25 protein-coding genes and 2 other annotated features are annotated in these 24,410 nt (G+C 35.7%); all 25 genes read left to right on the top strand.

Annotated elements, in window-relative coordinates:
• The first annotated feature begins 313 nt into the window (after positions 1–313).
• The 25 genes from V7056_RS07095 (at position 314) to rpoB (ending at position 24,393) form a co-directional block, all read left to right on the top strand.
• Positions 314–775, top strand: a complete 462-nt coding sequence (locus V7056_RS07095; RefSeq protein WP_088003714.1) for a CtsR family transcriptional regulator — start codon at positions 314–316, stop codon at positions 773–775.
• Positions 776–794: 19 nt separating this feature from the next.
• Positions 795–1,343 carry a protein-arginine kinase activator protein McsA gene (gene mcsA / locus V7056_RS07100; protein WP_499700574.1) on the top strand — a complete coding sequence of 183 codons (549 nt, stop codon included), beginning with the start codon at positions 795–797 and terminating at the stop codon, positions 1,341–1,343.
• A 5-nt stretch (positions 1,344–1,348) separates the two neighbouring features.
• The gene (gene mcsB, locus V7056_RS07105) at positions 1,349–2,413 is read left to right on the top strand and encodes a protein-arginine kinase McsB (protein ID WP_499700576.1); all 1,065 of its coding nucleotides are present in this window, start codon (positions 1,349–1,351) and stop codon (positions 2,411–2,413) included.
• Between the two features lie 20 nt (positions 2,414–2,433).
• Positions 2,434–4,875 carry an ATP-dependent protease ATP-binding subunit ClpC gene (clpC, locus tag V7056_RS07110; RefSeq protein WP_499700578.1) on the top strand — a complete coding sequence of 814 codons (2,442 nt, stop codon included), beginning with the start codon at positions 2,434–2,436 and terminating at the stop codon, positions 4,873–4,875.
• 175 nt (positions 4,876–5,050) lie between these two features.
• Complete coding sequence (gene radA, locus V7056_RS07115) at positions 5,051–6,424, top strand: DNA repair protein RadA (RefSeq protein WP_499700580.1); 1,374 nt, start codon at positions 5,051–5,053, stop codon at positions 6,422–6,424.
• Positions 6,425–6,434: 10 nt separating this feature from the next.
• Positions 6,435–7,508 carry a DNA integrity scanning diadenylate cyclase DisA gene (gene disA / locus V7056_RS07120; protein ID WP_499700582.1) on the top strand — a complete coding sequence of 358 codons (1,074 nt, stop codon included), beginning with the start codon at positions 6,435–6,437 and terminating at the stop codon, positions 7,506–7,508.
• An 80-nt stretch (positions 7,509–7,588) separates the two neighbouring features.
• On the top strand, positions 7,589–8,656 hold the full coding sequence (locus tag V7056_RS07125) for a PIN/TRAM domain-containing protein (protein WP_499700584.1): 1,068 nt from the start codon (positions 7,589–7,591) through the stop codon (positions 8,654–8,656).
• 16 nt (positions 8,657–8,672) lie between these two features.
• A complete protein-coding gene (gene ispD / locus V7056_RS07130; RefSeq protein ID WP_499700586.1) occupies positions 8,673–9,359 on the top strand; it encodes a 2-C-methyl-D-erythritol 4-phosphate cytidylyltransferase in 687 nt (228 codons plus the stop codon).
• Between the two features lie 11 nt (positions 9,360–9,370).
• The gene (gene ispF / locus V7056_RS07135) at positions 9,371–9,850 is read left to right on the top strand and encodes a 2-C-methyl-D-erythritol 2,4-cyclodiphosphate synthase (protein ID WP_499700588.1); all 480 of its coding nucleotides are present in this window, start codon (positions 9,371–9,373) and stop codon (positions 9,848–9,850) included.
• Between the two features lie 42 nt (positions 9,851–9,892).
• Positions 9,893–11,353 (top strand): glutamate--tRNA ligase, encoded by a 1,461-nt coding sequence (gene gltX / locus V7056_RS07140; protein WP_499700590.1) that lies wholly within the window; start codon positions 9,893–9,895, stop codon positions 11,351–11,353.
• A gap of 42 nt (positions 11,354–11,395) precedes the next feature.
• Positions 11,396–11,620, top strand: a binding site (T-box leader).
• Positions 11,621–11,711: 91 nt separating this feature from the next.
• On the top strand, positions 11,712–12,350 hold the full coding sequence (gene cysE / locus V7056_RS07145) for a serine O-acetyltransferase (protein WP_499700591.1): 639 nt from the start codon (positions 11,712–11,714) through the stop codon (positions 12,348–12,350).
• 4 nt (positions 12,351–12,354) lie between these two features.
• Complete coding sequence (gene cysS / locus V7056_RS07150) at positions 12,355–13,755, top strand: cysteine--tRNA ligase (protein ID WP_499700593.1); 1,401 nt, start codon at positions 12,355–12,357, stop codon at positions 13,753–13,755.
• 4 nt (positions 13,756–13,759) lie between these two features.
• Positions 13,760–14,176 (top strand): Mini-ribonuclease 3, encoded by a 417-nt coding sequence (locus tag V7056_RS07155; RefSeq protein ID WP_499700595.1) that lies wholly within the window; start codon positions 13,760–13,762, stop codon positions 14,174–14,176.
• Position 14,177: 1 nt separating this feature from the next.
• Positions 14,178–14,921 (top strand): 23S rRNA (guanosine(2251)-2'-O)-methyltransferase RlmB, encoded by a 744-nt coding sequence (rlmB, locus tag V7056_RS07160; RefSeq protein WP_499700597.1) that lies wholly within the window; start codon positions 14,178–14,180, stop codon positions 14,919–14,921.
• Positions 14,922–14,955: 34 nt separating this feature from the next.
• Positions 14,956–15,435 (top strand): NYN domain-containing protein, encoded by a 480-nt coding sequence (locus V7056_RS07165; protein WP_499700687.1) that lies wholly within the window; start codon positions 14,956–14,958, stop codon positions 15,433–15,435.
• 91 nt (positions 15,436–15,526) lie between these two features.
• Complete coding sequence (gene sigH, locus V7056_RS07170) at positions 15,527–16,150, top strand: RNA polymerase sporulation sigma factor SigH (RefSeq protein ID WP_499700689.1); 624 nt, start codon at positions 15,527–15,529, stop codon at positions 16,148–16,150.
• An 87-nt stretch (positions 16,151–16,237) separates the two neighbouring features.
• Complete coding sequence (gene rpmG / locus V7056_RS07175) at positions 16,238–16,384, top strand: 50S ribosomal protein L33 (RefSeq protein ID WP_464961650.1); 147 nt, start codon at positions 16,238–16,240, stop codon at positions 16,382–16,384.
• Between the two features lie 139 nt (positions 16,385–16,523).
• Entirely contained in the window at positions 16,524–16,706 is a 183-nt protein-coding gene (gene secE, locus V7056_RS07180; RefSeq protein WP_499700600.1) for a preprotein translocase subunit SecE, read from the top strand.
• A gap of 112 nt (positions 16,707–16,818) precedes the next feature.
• Positions 16,819–17,352, top strand: coding sequence for a transcription termination/antitermination protein NusG (gene nusG / locus V7056_RS07185; RefSeq protein WP_499700602.1), 534 nt, complete (start codon positions 16,819–16,821; stop codon positions 17,350–17,352).
• A 166-nt stretch (positions 17,353–17,518) separates the two neighbouring features.
• On the top strand, positions 17,519–17,944 hold the full coding sequence (gene rplK / locus V7056_RS07190) for a 50S ribosomal protein L11 (protein ID WP_142283142.1): 426 nt from the start codon (positions 17,519–17,521) through the stop codon (positions 17,942–17,944).
• 115 nt (positions 17,945–18,059) lie between these two features.
• Positions 18,060–18,749 carry a 50S ribosomal protein L1 gene (rplA, locus tag V7056_RS07195; RefSeq protein ID WP_499700604.1) on the top strand — a complete coding sequence of 230 codons (690 nt, stop codon included), beginning with the start codon at positions 18,060–18,062 and terminating at the stop codon, positions 18,747–18,749.
• A gap of 54 nt (positions 18,750–18,803) precedes the next feature.
• Positions 18,804–18,939 (top strand) — a sequence feature (ribosomal protein L10 leader region).
• 44 nt (positions 18,940–18,983) lie between these two features.
• Positions 18,984–19,484 (top strand): 50S ribosomal protein L10, encoded by a 501-nt coding sequence (gene rplJ, locus V7056_RS07200; RefSeq protein WP_499700606.1) that lies wholly within the window; start codon positions 18,984–18,986, stop codon positions 19,482–19,484.
• A gap of 52 nt (positions 19,485–19,536) precedes the next feature.
• Entirely contained in the window at positions 19,537–19,899 is a 363-nt protein-coding gene (rplL, locus tag V7056_RS07205) for a 50S ribosomal protein L7/L12 (RefSeq protein WP_088044568.1), read from the top strand.
• 110 nt (positions 19,900–20,009) lie between these two features.
• A complete protein-coding gene (locus tag V7056_RS07210) occupies positions 20,010–20,609 on the top strand; it encodes a class I SAM-dependent methyltransferase (RefSeq protein WP_499700609.1) in 600 nt (199 codons plus the stop codon).
• Between the two features lie 250 nt (positions 20,610–20,859).
• Positions 20,860–24,393, top strand: a complete 3,534-nt coding sequence (gene rpoB / locus V7056_RS07215; protein ID WP_499700691.1) for a DNA-directed RNA polymerase subunit beta — start codon at positions 20,860–20,862, stop codon at positions 24,391–24,393.
• Positions 24,394–24,410 lie beyond the last annotated feature (17 nt).

Consider the following 24,410-nt stretch of genomic DNA (forward strand, 5'->3'; position numbering starts at 1 on the left):
CGCCTGGTAAATGAAAAAGCATTAGTCCATTAGACTAATGCTTTTTTGTGTTTGTTGGTAGAGTTTTGTTTTTTAAATAATTAGCAGGAATTTGAAAGAATTAGGAGTAATAAATAAAGTACTTCATAATTCAATGGATCTTAATAAAAATAACTTCATAATAAACATACATTTACATATATTTATATAATACAAATCAGATTAAGTCGTTCATACTTTGGCAAAAATAATAAAAGTGTTATTAGTTGAAATTTTTCTTGAAAGGAATATAATAATAGTCAAAGATAGTCAAAGTCAGTAAGGGTGGTTAGTAATGAAAAATATATCAGATATTATTGAACAATATCTAATGCAGTACTTTGATGTATCAGACAAAGATTATGTTGAAATAAAAAGAAGTGAAATTGCTAATAAATTCGATTGTGTACCATCACAAATTAATTATGTTATTAACACAAGGTTTACATTAGAAAGAGGATATGTAGTTGAAAGTAAACGTGGTGGTGGAGGTTACATCAGAATTATCAAAGTACAATTTCATGATAAGGCTAGCGTAATTGATCAGATAATGAATAGTTTTAACGCTAGTATCGCGCAATCCAGCTCAGAAGACTATATACATTTACTCCTTGAGAGAAATGTTATTACAGAAAGAGAAGCAAAAATGATGCTAAGTGTATTAGATCGTTCAGTTTTAATGGTCAATTTACCTTACCGTGATGAATTAAGGGCAAGGTTATTAAAGGCAATGTTAAGGAGTTTAAAATATAAATAGAATATGGAGGTTGCCCCCAATGATATGTCAAGAATGTCAAGAACGTCCGGCAACATTACACTATTCTAAGATTATAAATGGTGAAAAGACAGATATTCACTTATGTGAGAAGTGTGCAAATGATTCAAACAACAAATATATTTTTTCCGAAATAGGTGGATATTCTGTAAATGATTTGTTAGCCGGATTATTTAAAGGTAATAATGGTATTTATGAAATGAAAAAAAATACATTTCATAAAGATCAACAAATTGAGTGTCCTAGATGTAAGATGACATTTCAAAAGTTTACTAAAATCGGACGTTTAGGTTGTTCAACTTGTTATGAGACATTTAAAGAACAAATGAAACCAATTGTAAAAAGGATTCATAGCGGAAATGTTTCTCATACAGGAAAATTGCCTCAGAAAATTAGTGGAGCAATTTCATTAAAAAGGAAGTTGAATGATCTCAAAACGCAAATGAAGACTTATATTGAAAAAGAAGAATTCGAGCAAGCAATTAAATTACGGGATGAAATTCGAAAAATCGAAAAAGATTTACAAATCCTTCAAGAGGAGGGGGAGTAAGTTTTATGTCAATTCATCGTATTATAAATGAAGCAATTAGTCCTTGGATGAAGCAAGAAGGTCCTGATGATGACATTGTACTAAGTAGTCGTATAAGGCTTGCTAGAAATTTTAGCGCATATTTATATCCGACATTATTAAACAAAGACAAGGCAAAAGAAATTTGTCACTTAGTAAAACATTATTTTGAAGGAAGTACAGCTTTACCAAATGCACCTTTTGAATATATTGAAATTAATAAGTTAGAACCTGTAGAAAAACGTGTACTGATTGAAAAACATTTGATAAGTCCAAATTTAGTAGAATCTGTACATGGTGCATGTATTCTTTCTCAAAATGAACAGATTAGCATAATGATTAATGAGGAAGATCATTTACGTATTCAAGCTTTATACCCTGGTTTACAACTTAGAGAAGCATTAACAGAAGCGAATAATATAGATAATTATATTGAAAGTCAACTAGAGTACGCGTTTGATGAAACGATAGGTTATCTAACGAGTTGTCCAACTAATGTAGGAACTGGTTTAAGAGCATCCGTAATGATGCATTTACCGGCGCTTGTCATAACAAAGCAATTTAATCGTTTAATCCCAACAATTAATCAACTTGGATTAGTTGTAAGAGGAATTTATGGTGAAGGTAGCGAAGCTTTAGGTAATATCTTTCAGATTTCGAATCAAATCACATTGGGGAAATCGGAAGAAGAGATTATTGAAGATTTGATTACAATCGTTCAACAGTTGATTAAACATGAAAAGGCAGCTAGAGACGCTCTTGTAAAAACTTCACTAATCAGACTGGAGGATCGAATTTATCGTTCTCTAGGGATACTAAAATATGGTCGAATTATTGAAACAAAAGAAAGTGCTATTTGTTTATCAGATGTACAATTAGGTATCGATTTAGGTTTAATTACCGGTCTATCTAAAAACTTTTTAAATGAATTAATGATCTTAACCCAACCAGGTATACTACAACAATTTGTTGGAGATCAACTTACACCTGAGGAAAGGGATATAAGAAGAGCATCATTAATTCGAGAAAAACTATCTAGTAAAAATAACTAATTATATGGGAGGAACCAATTATGATGTTTGGTCGATTTACAGAACGTGCTCAAAAAGTATTAGCTCTTTCTCAAGAAGAGGCAATCCGAATTGGACACTCAAATATAGGAACAGAACATATATTATTAGGGCTTGTACGTGAGGGCGAAGGAATTGCAGCAAAAGCATTGCTTGCTCTTGGACTAAGCCCTGAAAAAGTACAACAAGAAGTAGAAACTTTGATAGGTCGAGGTCAAGGTGTAGCACAAACAGTACATTATACACCTAGAGCTAAAAAAGTAATTGAATTATCAATGGATGAAGCCCGAAAACTAGGTCACTCTTATGTAGGGACAGAACATATATTACTTGGCTTAATTCGTGAAGGCGAGGGTGTTGCTGCAAGAGTTTTAAATAATCTTGGTGTTAGTTTAAATAAAGCTCGTCAACAAGTACTCCAATTATTAGGTAGCAATGAAAGCTCATCTAATCATCAAAATGGATCAGCTAATCAAGCGAACACGCCTACGTTAGATAGCTTAGCTCGTGATTTAACTGTATCTGCTCGAGAAGGTCGTTTAGATCCTGTTATTGGACGTAGCAAAGAGATTCAACGTGTTATTGAAGTATTAAGCCGTCGTACGAAAAATAATCCTGTTCTAATTGGTGAACCAGGTGTTGGTAAAACAGCAATTGCTGAAGGGTTAGCGCAACAAATTGTAAATAATGAAGTGCCAGAAATTCTTCGTGATAAACGAGTAATGACGCTTGATATGGGGACAGTTGTAGCTGGAACTAAATATCGAGGTGAATTTGAGGACCGTTTGAAAAAGGTAATGGACGAAATTCGTCAGGCTGGAAATATTATTTTATTTATTGATGAGCTTCATACATTAATCGGTGCTGGTGGTGCTGAAGGTGCAATCGATGCATCTAATATCTTAAAACCATCACTTGCACGTGGTGAATTACAGTGTATTGGTGCTACGACAATTGATGAATACCGTAAATATATTGAAAAGGATGCAGCTTTAGAGCGTCGTTTCCAACCAATTACGGTTGATCAGCCAAGTGTTGATGAGTCAATTCAAATACTACAAGGGTTACGCGACCGTTATGAAGCGCATCATAGAGTATCAATTTCTGATGAATCAATTATTGAAGCTGTAAAATTATCTGACCGCTATATTACAGATCGTTTCTTACCAGATAAAGCAATTGATGTAATTGATGAAGCTGGTTCAAAGGTTCGTTTACGTAGCTTTACAACGCCACCAAACTTAAAAGAATTAGAATTAAAATTAGAAGAAGTACGAAAAGAAAAAGATGCAGCTGTTCAAAGCCAAGAGTTTGAAAAAGCAGCATCATTAAGAGATTCAGAGCAAAGATTACGTGAACAATTAGAAGATACAAAACGTCAGTGGAAAGAAAAGCAAGGTAAAGAAAATTCTGAGGTAACTATAGAGGATATTGCGAATGTTGTATCTTCATGGACGAATATCCCAGTTACTAAGCTTGCACAAACTGAAGCTGATAAACTGTTAAACATGGAAAGTGTTTTACACAAACGTGTAATTGGTCAAGAAGAAGCTGTTGTAGCTGTTTCTAAAGCAGTAAGACGTGCAAGAGCTGGCTTAAAGGATCCTAAACGTCCAATCGGTTCATTTATCTTCTTAGGTCCAACTGGTGTCGGTAAAACTGAATTAGCGCGAGCTCTAGCAGAAACCATCTTTGGTGACGAGGATGCAATGATTCGTATTGATATGTCTGAGTACATGGAGAAACATGCAACTTCAAGACTAGTTGGTGCACCTCCAGGATATGTTGGGTATGATGAAGGTGGACAATTAACTGAAAAAGTTAGACGTAAACCATATTCTGTTATTCTTTTAGACGAAATTGAAAAAGCTCATCCAGATGTATTTAATATCTTACTTCAAGTTTTAGAAGACGGTAGATTAACTGATTCTAAAGGTCGAACTGTTGACTTTAGAAATACACTAGTGATCATGACTTCTAACGTAGGGGCAAGTGCATTAAAAACAAATAAATATGTTGGATTTAATATTAATGATGGAGCAAAAGACTATCAAGATATGAAAGGGAAAGTAATGGAGGAATTAAAGAAAGCATTCCGACCAGAATTCCTTAACCGTATTGATGAAACAATTGTGTTCCATTCATTAGAGAAAAAACATATTAAAGAGATTGTTCATTTAATGGTAAATAGTTTAACAAAACGATTAAAAGAGCAAGAAATCGAATTAGAATTATCTGATGCAGCGATTGATAAAATTGCAGATGAGGGATTTGATCCTGAATATGGAGCTCGTCCATTAAGAAGAGCAATCCAAAAGCAAATTGAAGATAGATTATCAGAAGAACTTTTAAAAGGTGCTGTTGAAAAAGGACAAAAAGTTGTTCTTGATGTTCAAGAAAATGAATATGTCATTAAATCAGCTGCTGAAATTGTTAATCAATAATTAATAATTGTTTCCTATCCTTTTAAAATAGGGTTATAGAATACGGAAACGATCAATTAACTAATTTTTGAAAAAGGGCGTGAAGCCCTTTTTCTTATATCATAAAAAAGGTAGGATAGACTTAGAATACATATAATAAATAAAGTAATCATGTTGCATGAGAGGTACAATACATATGGCTAAAAAGAAAACTAAATTTGTCTGTCAATCTTGTGGTTATGAATCTGTTAAATGGGTAGGAAAGTGTCCAGCTTGTAATGAATGGAATACAATGGTGGAGTTCATTGAACAAGCGCCAAGTTCTAGAAGATTAACATTTAATACAAGTTCTTCTACTGAAGGTTCTAAGCCAATCTCCATTATGGAAGTTGAAATTGGGTCTGAAACACGTATTGAAACGACTTTTCAAGAGTTTAATCGTGTTTTAGGTGGAGGAATTGTTTTAGGTTCGTTAGTATTAATTGGTGGAGATCCTGGTATCGGGAAGTCGACGATGCTTTTGCAGGTTTCTTCACAATTAGCAAAAAAGGATCATAAAGTTTTATACGTTTCTGGAGAGGAATCACAGAAACAAATAAAGCTTAGAGCAGAACGTCTAGGAATTGCTACAAAAAACTTATTTGTGTTATCAGAGACTGATCTTTCTTACATTGCTAGATTTATGGATGAAATGGCACCAGATTTTGTTGTAATAGACTCCATTCAAACAATTTATTTGAATGAAGTAACCTCAGCTCCTGGTAGTGTTTCACAAGTAAGGGAATGTACATCTGAATTAATGAAAATTGCTAAAACAAAAGGTATACCTATATTCATAGTAGGTCATGTTACGAAGGAAGGGGCAATTGCAGGGCCTCGTTTATTAGAACATATGGTAGATGCTGTTTTATATTTTGAAGGAGAAAGACATCATACATATCGCATACTTAGAGCAGTAAAAAATCGCTTCGGTTCAACAAATGAAACTGGTATTTTTGAAATGAAGGAATTAGGATTGGTCGAAGTGTTAAATCCTTCTGAAATATTCTTGGAAGAGCGTCCTTTTGGGGTAGCTGGTTCTACAGTTGTATCTTCAATGGAAGGGACAAGACCTGTTTTAGTGGAATTACAAGCGCTTGTATCACCTACTAGTTTTGGAAATGCAAGAAGAATGGCAACGGGAGTCGATCACAACCGAGTATCTTTAATTATGGCTGTTCTAGAAAAGAGAGTCGGCCTATTATTACAAAATCAAGATGCATATTTGAAGGTCGCAGGAGGATTAAAGTTAGATGAACCTGCTGTAGATTTAGCAGTTGCAGTCAGTATTGCTTCAAGTTTTCAAGACAAGCCTACGAAACCAACAGACGTAGTAATTGGTGAAATTGGTTTAACTGGTGAAGTACGAAGAGTATCTAGAATCGAACAAAGAGTGCAGGAAGCTGCAAAACTTGGTTTTAAACGAGCAATTATTCCTGCAAAAAATATTGGAGGGTGGAGTTTTCCTGAAGGAATGGAAATAATAGGGATAAACTCTGTTCAAGAGGCTTTAAAACATTTGTTAAGTTAGGAGGGTATAGATGGAAGATCAAAAGCAAAAGACCAAAACGATGCTGCCAGTACTAGAAATGATTTCACCTGGTACGCCATTACGTGATGGGATTGACAATGTTTTGCGAGCACAGACAGGTGGTTTAATTGTACTGGGCTTCAATGATGAGACAAAACAAATGGTAGATGGAGGCTTTCATATTAATGATCCATTTTCTCCAGCAAGCTTGTATGAGTTAGCGAAAATGGACGGTGCAATTATCTTAAATGAGAATGGCTCAAAAATCCTTTTAGCAAATGCACAATTAATCCCTGATCAGTCTATTTTTACAAAAGAAACAGGTATGCGTCATCGTACTGCAGAGCGTGTATCAAGACAAACTGGGAATTTAGTAATTGCAATCTCACAAAGAAGAAATGTAATTACTTTGTACAAAGGGAACCTACGATACACGTTAAAAGATATAGGAGTCATTTTAACAAAAGCAAACCAAGCAATTCAAACGCTTGAGAAATATAAAAGTGTATGGAATCAAGGGATTACTTCTCTTAGTATTTTAGAATTCGAAGAGTTAGTCACTTTATTTGAAGTTGTCAATGTATTGCATAGTGTTGAAATGGTATTGCGTATTAAAAATGAAATTAATAATTATGTAATAGAACTCGGTGATGAAGGTAGATTGATTGAATTACAATTAATTGAAATCATTTCGGACCTTGAGGAGGAGGCATTATTATTAATTAAAGATTATCATTATAATAAAGAGCAAAATCCTAAATATATTTTGCAAAAACTACAAGAGTTAGCAAATGAAGAGTTATTAGAGGATCATGTCATTATTAAATTGCTTGGCTTCCCAAATAATACGAATTTAGAAGAAATGGTTGAGCCAAGGGGTTATAGGATGTTAATGAAAATTTCTAGATTGCCGCCTTTGGTCATCGAGAATTTAACAGTGCGGTTCAGACATTTAAAAGGGATATTTAGAGCTTCACTTGATGAGCTTGATGATGTCGATGGAATAGGTGAAATCCGTGCTAAAAAAATCAAAGAAGGATTAAAACGAATCCAAGAGCAATTGTATATCAATAGACATAATTGAGTGGTTTCGTCTAAGATAGAATTAATTACAATTTAAATAACAATAGTTGTAATTATATATTATTGATAGGAGGTGGCGAAGTGATAAAAAGGATAGTACAAGTAATTTATATCTTTGTAGGAAGTACATTATGTTTAGTATTGTTTCCACTCTTAGATAAGTTGTTAAAAACAGAGATGCCTTCGTTATTGCTTAATTCATACGTACAAGCATTAAGTGGCGCCTTAATATTTTTCATTTTATCGCTTTGGTTAGTAGATCCAACAGTAATGTTTATTAGGTATATTGAGGAGAAATTGTTAAAGACTCCTATATCAATGATTTTGTTTGGAAGTTTAGGACTAGTTTTTGGACTTATTCTGGCATTTCTTATTTCAATGCCTCTTGACTCGATTAGATTACAGTCTGTATCATCAATTATTCAGATTGTTGTTACGATTTTGTTAGGTTATTTAGGATTCCAAGTTGGAATTAAGAAAAGAGAAGAATTACTTGGGTTATTTACTTTATCAAAAGCTTCTAAGCGAAAAGCAACAGATGAGCAGGATATAGTAGAAACGCCAGTTAAAATTTTAGATACGAGTGTAATTATTGATGGACGTATCGCTGACATTTGTCAAACTGGATTTATAGAAGGTACGATTGTTATTCCGCAATTTGTATTAGCCGAGTTACAGTACATAGCAGATTCTTCTGATACGTTAAAACGAAACAGAGGTAGAAGAGGTTTAGATATTCTAAATCGAATTCAAAAAGAGCTTGCTATGAACGTAGAAATTTACGAAGGTGACTTTGAAGATGTTCCAGAAGTTGATGCAAAGTTAGTTAAACTTGCAAAACTAAAGAACGGTATTCTAGTGACAAATGATTTTAATCTAAACAAAGTAAGTGAACTACAACAAATTAAGGTATGGAATATAAATGATTTAGCAAATGCCATCAAACCGGTTGTATTACCAGGAGAAGTGATAACCGCATTTGTAGTAAAAGAAGGTAAAGAAAAACTGCAAGGTGTTGCCTACCTGGACGATGGAACGATGATTGTTGTAGAAGATGGAAAAGAATCGATCGGGAAACGAATAGAAACAGTTGTTACAAGTGTTCTGCAAACATCTGCAGGCCGTATGATATTCGCAAAAGTAAAGTAAAAGGGGTAACAGAGGCATGCAATATAAAGTCATTATCCCAGCAGCGGGTTCAGGCTCTCGAATGGGCGCAGGCTTCAATAAATTATTTCTTAAGATAAAGAATTCACCCATTATCGAATTAACCATCAAAATATTTGGTGAAGATCAGAGCTGTAATGAGATTATATTACCAATCAAAGAAACTGAGAAACATCTATTTGAAACATTAAACCTGCCTAATTCAATTAAACAAAAAATCACTTATGTACAAGGTGGGTCTGAAAGACAGGAAAGTGTATATAATGGTTTACTAGCAATTAAAGATGCAGCAGGTTATGTACTTGTACACGATGGAGCAAGACCTTTTGTATCAAAAGATGTGATTGAACGAATTTTAGGAAGACTAAATGATCGTCAAGCAGTTATTTGTGCAGTTCCTATGAAAGACACAATTAAAAAAGTAATTGATGATCAAGTAGTTGAAACAATTGATCGATCTACACTTTGGGGAGTACAGACTCCCCAAGCTTTTACTTATGAATGTTTGGTACAAGCTCATCAAAAAGCGATACAAAATGGCTTTCTCGGAACTGATGATGCAAGTTTAGTTGAATGGAATGGACAAGTCGTTTCAGTAGTGAATGGTGACTATAATAATATAAAAGTTACAACAAAAGAGGATTTGTTTTTTGCTGAAACAATCTATGAACAATATCGAGATTAGAAGGTGTTTACATGTTTAGAATCGGACAAGGGTTTGATGTTCATGCTTTTGCAGAAAATCGCCCATTAATTATTGGCGGTATTGAAATTCCGTATGAGCTTGGCTTACTTGGACATTCAGATGCCGATGTACTTCTTCATACAATTTCAGACGCTTTATTAGGCGCGGTAGGTGAAGGAGATATTGGGAAACATTTCCCAGACACGGACCCAGCTTTTAAAGATGCTGATTCCGCAAAGCTCTTAATTCATGTTTATCAGCTTGTAAAAGATAAAGGGTATGAATTAGTCAATGCTGATTGTACAATTATTGCACAAGCACCAAAAATGGCACCATATATACAATCAATGAGAAGTAGAATCGCAGAATTACTTGAAACGTCTTCTGATCGTATTAATGTAAAAGCAACGACAACTGAAAAGTTAGGATTTACTGGAAGAAAAGAAGGAATTGCCTCACAAGCGGTTGTATTGTTACAGAAGAAGGCTTAAACTAATAAAGTATAATTATAAATCAGTGGAGAGTGTCTACAAATGTCAAATAGAGTAAGAGTTCGTTATGCACCTAGTCCAACGGGGCATTTACATATTGGTAACGCGCGTACTGCATTATATGTTTATTTATTTGCGAAACACTTTAACGGCGATATGGTATTACGTATTGAGGATACAGATATCGAACGAAACGTTGAAGGTGGCGAAGAAAGCCAAGCAAAATTTTTACACTGGTTAGGAATCGACTGGAATGAAGGCCCTGATAAGGGTGGAGAATATGGCCCTTACCGTCAATTAGAAAGATTAGATTTATATAAACAATACGCTAACGAGTTAATTGAAAAAGGTCACGCTTATAAGTGTTATTGTACAGAAGAAGAACTTGCAGCTGAACGTGAAGCTCAAATTGCTTCTGGACTTCCAACTACACGTTATAACGGTAAATGTCGTCATTTAACAGCGGAAGAAAGAACAGCTAAAGAAACAGAAGGTGCAGAATATACAATTCGTTTTGCAGTACCAGCATCTGATACGTATGAATGGGAAGATATTGTACGTGGTAATATCAAATTCGAATCAAAAGATATCGGTGACTGGGTTCTTGTGAAAAAGAACGGAATTGCTACGTATAACTATGCAGTAGTAGTAGATGATGCATTAATGAAAATTAGCCATGTACTACGTGGAGAAGAGCATATTTCGAATACACCAAAACAATTAATGGTCTATCGTGCGTTAAATTGGGATGCACCTGAATTTGGACACATGGCTGTAATTGTGAATGAAAACCGTAAAAAGCTCTCAAAACGTGATGAAACTGTATTACAATTTATTGAGCAATATCAAAACCTTGGTTATTTACCAGAAGCTTTATTTAATTTCATTGCGCTTCTTGGATGGTCACCAGTTGGTGAGGAAGAAATTTTCGGTAAAGAAGAATTTATTAAAATTTTCGACCCTAGCCGTTTAAGCTCGGCACCAGCAATGTTTGATAAGCAAAAGTTAACTTGGATTAATAACCGCTATATTAAAGAGCAGCCGTTAGAGAAAGTTGTAGAAATTGCATTACCACATTTAATCGAAGCTGGTTATGTAAAAGAAGAGCGTACTGCAGATGAAAATCTTTGGGTAACGAATCTTGTTGCACTTTACCAAGATCAAATGAGCTATGGTGCTGAAATTGTAGAACTATCTAGCTTATTCTTCAAAGATGAGTTAACATTTGGTGAAGAAGAGCAAGCTGTTATTTCTGAAGAACAAGTAAAAGAAGTTCTAGCTGCTTTAGTTGAAGAATTAAATTCTTCTGACGAGTTCACTGTAGATTCAATTAAAACATCTATGAAAAATGTTCAAAAAGCTACTGGACATAAAGGTAAAAAATTATTTATGCCAATTCGTGTTGCAACAACTGGACAATGTCACGGACCTGAATTACCAGCTGCAATGACGTTATTAGGAAAAGAAAAAGTTATTGCTCGTTTACAACAAATTATTGGTTAACAATTTTGCATTCGTGTAATATATATAAATAACATTCATATAGGAAAAATGTTGATAGGGAAGAGTAAATGATTGTTCGTTATCCAGAGAGAATCACAGGTGGTGGGAGTGATTTTAACGATATACATGGAAGTGCGCCCTTGAGTCTTTAGCCGAACGATTATTTTAGTAGGTTAAAGCGGTGGAAACCGTTATATTACATGAGTTGAGATGATTTTTAATAATTATCTAAACAGAGTGGAACCGCGCAAAAAAAGCGTCTCTGTGTTTAATTACACAGGGACGCTTTTTATTTTTAGTACCACATTAAGATAGAGAGAAACGGAGTTCTTAATAAATTCTTTAAGGGGAAATGAAAATGCTAAAGTACATGAAGGAAGATGTGGCGACGATATTTGAACGTGACCCAGCTGCAACGGGATATTTAGAAGTAATTCTAACTTATGCTGGATTACATGCATTATGGCTTTATCGATTTGCGCATTATTTCTATCGTAGAAAATGGTACTTTATTGCAAGAAGTATTTCACAATTTGCTCGTTTTCTAACAGGCATTGAAATTCATCCAGGTGCGAAAATCGGTAGACGATTCTTTATCGATCATGGGGCAGGAGTTGTTATTGGAGAAACTTGTGAAATTGGCGATGATGTCACTATTTATCAAGGAGTAACATTAGGTGGAACAGGGAAAGAAAAAGGTAAAAGACACCCAACTCTATTAGACGGAGTACTAGTTGCGACAGGAGCAAAAGTATTGGGGTCAATTACAGTCGGAGAAAACGCAAAGATAGGTGCAAATTCAGTCGTGCTGAAAGATGTTCCAAATAATACGACTGTAGTTGGTATACCTGGTAAGATAGTTGTTCAAGATGGAATAAGAGTGAATAATCAGTTTGATCACTGTGATTTACCTGATCCTGATGCAGATAGATTGCTTCAATTAGAAGCTGAGATTCAAGAATTGAAAAGTTTACTTAGCATAACTGAAAGGAAGTAAAAACATGGCGATTCAAATTTATAATACATTAACGAGGAAAAAAGAAGATTTTAAACCTTTAGAAGAAGGTAAAGTAAAAATGTATGTGTGTGGGCCAACGGTATACAATTATATTCATATCGGTAATGCTAGGCCAGCAATTGTATTTGACACAGTAAGACGTTATTTCGAATACCGTGGATATGATGTGAATTTTGTTTCTAACTTTACTGACGTAGATGATAAATTAATTAAGGCAGCAAATGAACTAGGTTCAGATGTACCAACAATCGCTGACAAATTTATTAATGCATATTTTGAAGACGTTCAAGCACTAGGCTGCAAAACAGCTACTAATCATCCACGTGTAATGGAAAATATGGATATTATTGTTGAGTTTGTTGAGGAATTAATCAAAAAAGGGTACGCATATGAGTCAGAAGGCGATGTATATTTCAAAACAAAAGAATTTAATGGATATGGTAAGCTTTCTCATCAATCTATTGAAGACCTACGTATCGGTGAAAGAATTGAGATTGGTGAAAAGAAAGAAGATCCGCTTGACTTTGCACTTTGGAAAGCAGCGAAACCAGGAGAGATTTTTTGGGAAAGTCCTTGGGGTAATGGTCGACCAGGCTGGCATATCGAGTGCTCTGCGATGGCAAAAAAATATTTAGGGGAAACAATTGATATTCACGCTGGTGGTCAAGACTTATCGTTCCCACATCATGAAAACGAAATAGCTCAATCTGAAGCGTTGAGCGGAAAAACTTTTTCAAATTACTGGATGCATAACGGCTATATTAATATTGATAATGAAAAAATGTCAAAATCACTTGGTAACTTTGTATTAGTACATGACATCATCAAATTAATTGATCCAATGCTTTTAAGGTTCTTTATGTTATCCGTGCATTACCGTCATCCAATCAACTATAGCGAAGAACTTCTACAAGAAGCAAAAAATGGATTCGAACGTATAAAAACTGCATATCAAAATCTGAAGCACAGACTTGAAAGTAGCACAAATTTAACTGAAGAAGACGAAAAATGGTTAAAAGAAATTGAGGACGAGAAACAAGTCTTTATAAAAGTAATGGATGATGACTTTAATACTGCAAATGCAATTTCAGTGTTATATCAATTAGCAAAATCAGCGAATCAATATTTATTGGAATCACACACTTCAACGAATGTAATAAATCAATTCCTTCAGACTTTTGACGAATTATCAAGTGTTCTTGGTATCAATCTAGTGAAAGAAGAAGCAATGTTAGATGAAGATATTGAGGCGTTAATTCAAAAACGTACAGAAGCAAGAAAAAATCGTGATTTTGCTTTAGCTGATCAAATTCGTGATCAATTAAAAGACTTAAATATTATCATTGAAGACACTCCGCAAGGTATTCGCTGGAAAAGAGGATAACTTGATGATTGAAAGTAGTCAAAATTTAGATGTGAAACAACTGAATAGTTTAGCTCTTGCATATATAGGTGATGCTGTATTCGAAATATATGTACGGCATCACCTCCTTGTAAAAGGAACGGTTCGACCTCATCAACTCCATAAAGCAGCAACTAGTTTTGTTTCTGCGAAAGGACAAGCTAAGGTTATCAGAGAAATGATGTCTGCTGACTTTTTGTCTGATGAAGAAATTGCTGTTGTAAAAAGAGGGAGAAATGCCAAGTCAGGCACAGTCCCTAAAAATACAGATGTTCAAACCTATCGATATGCTACAGCGATTGAAGCATTGATAGGATATCATTATTTACTAAAAAATGAAGAAAGACTCAATAGTATTGTGCAATTTGCGATTCAATTTATTGAGAATGAAAAAGGAGTATAACATGTCAGAGGAATTTATTATTGGACGTAACCCTGTTATGGAAGCAATACGTGCTGGTCGAGATATTAATAAAATATGGGTAAGTGATAGCGCAAATAAAGGACAAATTCATAAGCTTTTAGAATTAGCGAATGAAAACAAAGTGTTAGTTCAAAAAGCACCTAATAAAAAATTAGACGGTATGGTTCAAGGAAATCACCAAGGTGTAATTGCTCAAGTTGCTGCTTATGAATATGTAGAGGTTGAAGACTTATTCGAGGTTGCTAGTAGTCGTAATGAACAACCATTCTTCATCATCCTTGATGAAATTGAAGACCCACACAATCTAGGATCTATTATGAGAACTGCAGATGCTGTTGGTGCACATGGTATTATCATTCCAAAAAGAAGAGCGGTTGGATTAACTTCAGCAGTAGCAAAATCTTCTACAGGAGCAATTGAATATATCCCTGTCGCAAGAGTAACAAACCTGGCTAGAACAGTAGACGACTTAAAACAAAAGGGCGTTTGGATTTTCGGTACGGATGCAAAAGGTGCTGAGGATTATCGTAAAATGGACGGCGAAATCTCACTTGGTTTAATTATCGGTAGTGAGGGCAAAGGTATGAGCAGAATCTTAAAAGAAAAATGTGACTTTCTAATTAAACTGCCAATGGTTGGTAAAGTTACTTCGTTAAACGCATCTGTTGCTGCAAGTTTATTAATGTATGAAGTACACCGCAAGAGAAATCCACTTGGATCATAAAAAGAAAGAAATCCTGATAGTAGATGGTTATAACATGATTGGAGCTTGGCCGAATCTAAGAAAGCTTCGAGATGTAGACTTTGATAAATCTCGAGACTTACTAATTACATTACTTGCCGAGTACAAAGCTTCTACTGGATTGAGCGTCATTGTCGTTTTTGATGCTCATTTTGTAAACGGAATTGAAAAAGTAGATAAGCATTCGAAAGTAGAAGTGATTTTTACACGTAAAAATCAATCTGCTGATGAAAAGATAGAAAAGCTTGCAATCGAGCTCCGTCATGTAAATCATCAAATCTATGTTGCAACATCGGATTTTACTGAGCAATGGCAAATTTTTGGGCAAGGTGCGCTTCGGATTCCGGCAATGGAGTTATATCGTTCAGTTACACAAAATAAAAAAATGATCAGTAGCAAAATTAAAGAAATACCTGATCAAAGGCTGACAATAGGCAAAAAATTAAATTCAAAACAAACAGAAATTTTAGAAAAATGGCGAAGAGGGGAACGATGACTTATTGTTTCCTTTTTCTTTGTACTGTATAATGAGGTAAATTGTACGGTCGGAGGTGCTAATTTTGAACGTTGAACAGGAATTAAAACTAATGGTAGAATATGGTCCTATGGAGGATGAGGTAATCTTAGAATATGTCCGAGAAGGAGACCAAGAAGCACTTACTTTTTTAATTCAAAAATACCGTAATTTTGTTAAAGCAAAATCTAGATCTTATTTTCTAATTGGTGCAGACCGTGAAGACATTATTCAAGAGGGTATGATTGGCCTGTACAAAGCAATTCGTGACTATAAAGAAGACAAGCTTTCGTCCTTTAAGGCGTTTGCAGAATTATGCATTACAAGACAAATTATTACAGCGATCAAAACAGCAACAAGACAAAAGCATATACCATTAAATTCATATGTTTCGTTGGACAAGCCAATATATGATGAGGAGTCAGATCGTACTTTATTAGATGTGCTGACTGAATCTAAAAATATGGATCCAGAAGAACTTGTTATAAATCAAGAAGAAAATGTGGACATAGAATTAAAAATGTCAGAATTATTAAGCGATTTAGAAAGAAAAGTATTATCACTTTACTTAGACGGTCGTTCTTATCAGGAAATTTCCGAGGAATTAAACAGACATGTAAAGTCAATTGATAATGCACTACAACGTGTAAAAAGGAAGTTAGAAAGATATATGGAAATTAGAGAACTATCTGTATAGAGGTTTTCTTTAATACGGTTTGACAGTTTAAGGGACACATGTTACATTTTTAATGGATAATTATAGATGAATTAGGTTGGTGTCACCGTGAGAAAAAAAGTTGTCCTGTCGTGCACTACTTGCAATAATAGAAACTACTCCACAATGAAAAATTCTGCTTCTGTAGAACGTTTGGAGATGAAGAAGTTTTGTAAAACGTGTAATGAACACACTACACATAAAGAAACAAAATAAATGAAATAATTGCGGGTGTCCTTGATCAGTATTAGAATCATAGCTTTTCTGTATATAGCATGTAACGACGCTCTATTTGTACGGACAAGCGGGACGTTTACGCATTTCTCTAAACAAGTATATATTGGGGGTTGCGTCAATGGGTCGTATCGGTAAATTTTTTCGCGAAGTAAAAAGCGAAATGAAGAAAGTTTCTTGGCCTAAAAGAAAAGAATTAGTTAATTCAACGGTGACGGTTGTAGCTACAGTTGTTGTCTTTGTATTATTCTTTGCTGTGCTTGACACAGGAATTTCTAAGTTAATCCGACTTATTCTTGAATAAGTTAAAACTAAATGTGCTATAATGAATGATAATGTTTAAAGAAAAGCCCGGTAACGGGTTTTTTAATTTGCAAAGAAAGTTGACCGGGGAGGGAAGGACTTAGTCCTCTAAAATGGAAAAAAGTTGGTATGTTGTTCATACTTATTCAGGATATGAGAATAAGGTAAAAGCTAATCTAGAAAAGCGTGTAGAAACAATGGGAATGCAAGATAAGATTTTCCGAGTGATCGTTCCTGAAGAATCGGAAGTTGAAATGAAGAACGGTAAAGAAAAAGTTACAAAACGTAAAGTGTTTCCTGGTTACGTTTTAGTTGAAATCGTTATGACGGATGATTCATGGTATGTTGTACGTAATACACCAGGTGTAACAGGATTTGTTGGTTCAGCGGGTTCAGGTTCAAAACCAACTCCTCTATTAGAAGAAGAAATCACACATATTCTGAAACATATGGGACTTGATGAACAAGTAATTGATTTCGATTTAGAAGTGAATGAAGTTGTTCGTTTAAAAGAAGGGCCATTTGCTAATTACACTGGTTCAATTAAAGAAATTGATTTTGAAAAGAAAAAAGTTACAGTGCTTGTAGAGTTCTTTAATAAAGAAACGCCAGTAGAACTAGATTTAAATCTTGTAGAAAAATTATAATTCTAGACCTTGCAATTTTATTTTGAAAGTGTTAGAATTTTAAAGGTCAATATGCATCGATTCGATGGTATTAACTTCTGTATAAGAATATGCATGAGAATGCAAACGATATGAGTGGGAGGGTGAATCCCTATTACCACATCACGGACTTAAGGAGGTGTGTCTCGTGGCTAAAAAAGTAATTAAAATGGTAAAATTGCAAATTCCTGCAGGAAAAGCAAACCCAGCACCACCAGTTGGTCCTGCATTAGGACAAGCAGGTGTTAACATCATGGGCTTCTGTAAAGAGTTCAACGCTCGTACAGCTGACCAAGCTGGTCTAATTATTCCTGTTGAAATCACTGTATTCGAAGATCGTTCGTTTACATTTATTACGAAAACTCCTCCTGCTGCTGTACTTCTTAAAGTAGCGGCTGGTATTGAGTCTGGTTCTGGTGAACCAAATCGTAAAAAAGTAGCAACAGTAAAACGCGACAAAGTACGTGAGATTGCTGAAACTAAAATGCCTGACTTAAACGCTGCTTCAGTTGAAGCTGCTATGCGTATGGTTGAAGGTACTGCACGTAGTATGGGTATCGTTATTGAAGACTAATCCCATCTTCAGTAAGGTGTGATTGAGGAGGTTGCGAACATCGCTTTTGGTGTACTATCGCAACCTTTATTCGTGGGAGGAAAATCCGTTAAAACCACATTAGGAGGAAAATAACATGGCTAACAAAGGTAAAAAGTATCAAGATGCTATTAAATTAGTAGATCGTACAGCTGTTTACGCTGTAAACGAAGCTGTAGAACTAGTAAAGAAAACTACAACTGTTAACTTTGATGCGACAGTTGAAGTGGCATTCCGTTTAGGAGTAGACCCAAAGAAAGCTGACCAACAAATTCGTGGTGCAGTAGTTCTTCCACACGGTACTGGTAAAGTACAACGTGTTTTAGTATTTGCTAAAGGCGAAAAAGCTAAAGAAGCTGAAGCTGCTGGTGCTGATTTCGTAGGCGATGCAGAAATGATCGCTAAAATTCAAAAAGGTTGGTTCGACTTTGATGTAATCGTTGCAACTCCAGACATGATGGCTGAAGTTGGTAAATTAGGACGCGTATTAGGACCTAAAGGTTTAATGCCAAACCCTAAGACAGGAACTGTTACATTTGATGTAACGAAAGCTGTTAACGAAATCAAAGCTGGTAAAGTTGAATACCGTGTTGATAAAGCTGGTAACATTCACGTGCCAATCGGTAAAGTATCTTTCGAAAACGAAAAGTTAGTAGAAAACTTTACAACAATCTTCGAAACTATGGTTAAAGTTAAACCTGCTGCTGCTAAAGGATTATACATGAAGAACGTAGCAATTACTTCAACAATGGGCCCTGGTATCAAAGTAGATCCAGCTAGTTTCTAAGATAAAAAACAAAGTTGACAATTCGACAAGAACTCTCTATAATGGAGATTGTCTTGCTAATTAAATAGACTACCGTAGACAGTAGGTGCGTTTGCTTAATATCCTACCGAGGTGTATAACTGATAAATTCGTGCATATACAACCTCCATGTCTTTTTTTGAAAAATTCGTGGAGGTTTTGCTATGGGTTACACTTTTGCGGTATACACACTAAAATCCACAGGAGGTGTAATAAATGAGCGCAGTATTAGAAGCTAAAAAACAAGTTGTATCTGAAGTATCTGCTAAATTACGTGATAGCAAATCAACAATCGTTGTTGACTACCGTGGTTTAAATGTTGCTGAAGTAACTGAATTACGTAAGCAATTACGTGAAGCTGGCGTTGAGTTCAAAGTTTACAAAAACTCTTTAACTCGTCGTGCTGCTGAAGAAGCTGGCTTAGCTGGTTTAAATGAAGCATTAACTGGTCCAAACGCAATCGCGTTTAGTATGGAGGATGTAATTGCTCCTGCTAAAGTATTAAATGACTTCGCTAAAAAACATGAAGCTTTAGAAATTAAAGCTGGTGTAATCGAAGGAAACGTTGCTACAGTTGAAGAAGTGAAAGCTCTTGCTGAACTTCCATCTCGCGAAGGTTTACTTTCTATGTTGCTTAGCGTGCTACAAGCACCAATCCGCAACCTTGCTCTTGCAACAAAAGCTGTTGCAGAACAAAAAGAAGAACAAGGCGCTTAATGCCAAAATTGCATAAAAAATTATTGAAGGTATAAATAAGGAGGAAATTACAATGACTAAAGAACAAATCATTGAAGCAGTTAAAAATATGACTGTATTAGAATTAAATGACTTAGTAAAAGCTATCGAAGAAGAGTTTGGCGTAACTGCTGCTGCTCCTATGGCTATGATGGCTGGTGGCGGTGCTGAAGCTGCTGCTGAACAAACTGAATTCGACCTAGTATTAGCTGGCGCTGGCGACCAAAAAATCAAGGTTATCAAAGTTGTTCGTGAATTAACTGGTTTAGGATTAAAAGAAGCTAAAGAATTAGTTGACAACACTCCTAAAGCAATTAAAGAAGGAATCAGCAAAGAAGAAGCTGAAGAAATGAAAGCTAAACTTGAAGAAGTTGGCGCTTCTGTAGAAGTTAAATAATTTCTAATCGTTTTTACAAAAGCTCGCATTTATGCGAGCTTTTTTTGTACATATAGAGTTGTGATTGGGAAGACTAATCAGTATCAAAGATGGAAGAAGGATTTATTTATATGGCTGATCACTATTTTACGAACCAACCGAATAGTAAAATCGATAAGAAAGTATTTTCTTTTACCTTAAGAGGAAATGATTTAAAGTTTCAATCAGATGCCGGAGTGTTTTCAAGAAATGAAGTTGATTTTGGATCTCGTGTATTAATTGAGAACTTTACGTTTCCTGAAATTGCAGGGGGTATTTTAGATGTGGGCTGTGGGTATGGTCCGATTGGATTGTCGATTGCTAAAGATGATGAGAATCGATTAGTGGAAATGGTCGATGTGAATTTAAGAGCGATTGAATTAGCGAAAGAGAATGCAAAGGCGAATCATATAGAAAATGTGAAAATCTATGAAAGTAGTATCTATGAAAATGTATCTGGAGAATATGCCGCGATTTTAACGAATCCTCCCATACGAGCTGGAAAAATCGTAGTTCACACGATTTTAAGAGAAGCTCATGAGAAATTGCTTCCTGGTGGTGAACTTTGGGTAGTGATTCAAAAGAAACAAGGAGCTCCTTCCGCATTGGATCTACTAAAAGAGTTGTTTGATGAAGTGGATGTTGTAAAAAAGGAAAAAGGGTATTATATCATAAAAAGTAAAAAAGATTGACTCTAATTTTCGCTTGTGATAGTATTATTAAATGCCAATATATATTTATTTTCAAAAATCATTTTTGGAAGTGGGTATATTTCTATATTCTTTGGAAATGATAGTAAAATGACTGTCGTTGAGTTTAATAAATGGTTTTCATTTTGAAACCATTTTATTTTTTGTTTAACAAGTAAGGGGTTTTTCTGCTTATTTGTTACTATTTTTTTGTTTTAAATACTCTTGATCTAAGGGGTGAATATTTTATATGTTGACAGGTCAACTAGTTCAATATGGACGACACCGCCAACGCAGAAGTTATGCTCGTATCAGTGAAGTTTTAGAGTTACCTAACTTAATTGAAATTCAAACAGCATCTTACCAATGGTTTTTAGATGAAGGTTTGAGAGAGATGTTCCAGGACATTTCGCCAATTGAGGATTTCACAGGTAATCTATCATTAGAATTCATTGATTACAGTCTAGGTGAGCCGAAGTATGTTGTAGAAGAATCAAAAGAGCGTGATGTAAACTACGCTGCTCCACTTCGAGTAAAAGTTCGCCTATTAAATAAGGAAACTGGCGAAGTTAAAGAGCAAGATGTTTTCATGGGAGATTTCCCATTAATGACGGACACAGGCACATTTATTATTAATGGTGCTGAACGTGTAATCGTTTCACAATTAGTACGTTCTCCAAGTGTGTACTATAGTGGAAAGATCGACAAAAACGGTAAAAAAGGTTATACGGCTACTGTTATTCCGAACCGTGGTGCTTGGTTAGAGTACGAAACGGATGCGAAAGACGTAGTTTATGTACGTATTGACCGCACAAGAAAATTACCTGTTACTGTCTTACTACGTTCGCTTGGATTTGGTACAGACCAAGAGATTCTGGACTTATTAGGCGAAAACGAATACCTACGTAACTCACTTGAAAAGGATAATACAGATAGCACTGAAAAAGCGCTTCTTGAAATCTATGAGAGACTACGTCCGGGTGAACCACCTACAGTAGAAAACGCAAAAAACCTATTAATTACTCGCTTCTTTGATCCGAAGCGTTATGATTTAGCTAGCGTAGGTCGCTACAAAATCAATAAAAAATTACACATTAAAAACCGATTATTTAATCAACGTATCGCTGAAACTTTAGTGGACCCAGAAACTGGTGAAATTATTGTAGAAAAAGGGACAACTCTTGATCGCCGTACGTTAGATAGAATTCTTCCGTTCTTAGAGAAGAATATCGGTGAAAAAGTAGTTCAACCTGCTGGTGGCGTACTAGAAGAAGAGATTAATTTACAATCTATTAAAATCTATGCACCAGTTGAAGGTGATGGCGAACAAGTAATTCAAGTCATTGGAAATGCTAATGTAAGCAAAAGTGTGAAAAATATTTCACCTGCTGACATTATCGCTTCGATTTCTTACTTCTTTAACTTACTACATAACGTAGGAGATACTGATGATATTGACCACTTAGGTAATCGTCGTTTACGTTCTGTTGGAGAATTACTTCAAAACCAATTCCGTATCGGTTTATCTCGTATGGAACGTGTAGTTCGTGAACGTATGTCAATTCAAGATACAAACGCAGTTACTCCACAGGCATTAATTAACATTCGCCCTGTAATTGCTTCTATAAAAGAATTCTTTGGTAGCTCGCAGCTATCTCAATTCATGGACCAAACAAACCCACTAGCAGAATTAACTCACAAACGAAGACTATCAGCGCTAGGACCAGGTGGTTTAACACGTGAACGTGCTGGATTCGAAGTACGTGACGTTCATTACTCTCACTATGGTCGTATGTGTCCGATTGAGACGCCTGAGGGACCGAACATCGGATTAATTAACTCACTTTCTTCTTATGCGAAAGTAAATCAATTTGGTTTCATAGAAACGCCGTATCGTCGTGTAGATGCTGAAACGGGCCGTCTTACTGATAAAATTGATTACTTAACAGCTGATGAAGAGGATCTATACGTTGTAGCCCAAGCGAATGCTCGTTTAGGCGATGATGGTAGTTTCTTAGATGAAGATGTAGTAGCTCGTTTCCGTGGAGACAACACAGTTGTTAAACGTGAGCGTATCGACTATATGGATGTATCACCAAAACAAGTAGTATCAGCTGCGACAGCGTGTATTCCTTTCTTAGAGAATGACGATTCAAACCGTGCCCTAATGGGAGCGAACATGCAACGTCAAGCAGTTCCATTGTTAAACCCTGAGTCACCAATTGTTGGAACAGGTATGGAATATGTATCAGCGAAAGACTCTGGTGCTGCAGTAATCTGTAAACACCCTGGTATCGTTGAACGTGTTGAAGCGAAAGAAGTTTGGGTACGTCGTTATTCAGAAGTTGATGGACAAAAAGTTAAAGGTGACCTTGATAAATATCGTATGTTAAAATTCGTACGTTCAAACCAAGGTACTTGTTATAACCAACGCCCAATCGTAAGTGTTGGTGACGAAGTAGTAAGAGGCGAAATTCTTGCAGATGGACCTTCGATGGAAAAAGGTGAATTAGCTCTAGGACGTAACGTGCTTGTAGCATTCATGACATGGGATGGTTACAACTACGAGGATGCGATTATTATGAGTCGCCGTCTTGTTAAAGAAGATGTTTACACTTCAGTTCATATTGAAGAATATGAGTCAGAAGCTCGTGACACTAAATTAGGACCAGAAGAAATCACTCGTGATATTCCAAACGTTGGTGAAGATGCACTTAAAAATCTTGATGAGCGTGGAATTATCCGTATTGGTGCAGAAGTTAAAGATGGTGACTTATTAGTTGGTAAAGTAACACCAAAAGGGGTTACAGAATTAACTGCTGAAGAACGTCTACTTCATGCAATCTTCGGTGAAAAAGCTCGTGAAGTTCGTGATACATCTTTACGTGTTCCACACGGTGGAGGCGGAATTATTCTTGATGTTAAAGTATTCACTCGTGAAAACGGCGATGAATTACCACCAGGAGTTAACCAACTTGTTCGTGTTTACATCGTTCAGAAGCGTAAAATCTCTGAAGGGGATAAAATGGCCGGGCGACATGGTAATAAAGGGGTTATTTCCCGTATTTTACCAGAAGAAGATATGCCATTCTTACCAGATGGAACACCAGTTGATATCATGTTAAACCCATTAGGGGTACCTTCTCGTATGAACATCGGTCAGGTATTAGAGTTACACTTAGGTATGGCTGCTAGATACCTTGGCATTCATGTTGCTTCTCCTGTATTTGATGGAGCGCGTGAGGAAGATGTTTGGGGAACGATTGAAGAAGCTGGTATGGCACGCGATGCTAAGACTGTACTATATGATGGACGTACGGGTGAGCCGTTCGATAACCGTGTATCTGTAGGTGTCATGTATATGATCAAACTTGCGCACATGGTTGACGATAAGCTACATGCTCGTTCAACTGGACCATACTCACTTGTTACGCAACAACCACTTGGTGGTAAAGCACAATTTGGTGGACAACGTTTTGGTGAGATGGAAGTATGGGCACTTGAAGCATATGGTGCTGCTTATACATTACAAGAGATCTTAACTGTTAAGTCAGATGACGTTGTTGGACGTGTGAAAACATACGAAGCGATCGTTAAAGGCGAAAACGTACCAGAACCAGGTGTTCCTGAATCATTCAAAGTATTAATCAAGGAATTACAATCTCTAGGTATGGATGTTAAGATGATGTCTGCTACAGATCAAGAAATCGAAATGCGTGATACTGAAGATGACGATGATCAAGCTTCAGAACATTTAGCGATGGATATGGAATACGTTAAAGAATAAGTATTATATTGGGTAAA

Origin of the sequence: Bacillus sp. JJ664 (genome assembly GCF_036962205.1) — a bacterium.
Lineage (GTDB): Bacteria > Bacillota > Bacilli > Bacillales > Bacillaceae_G > Gottfriedia.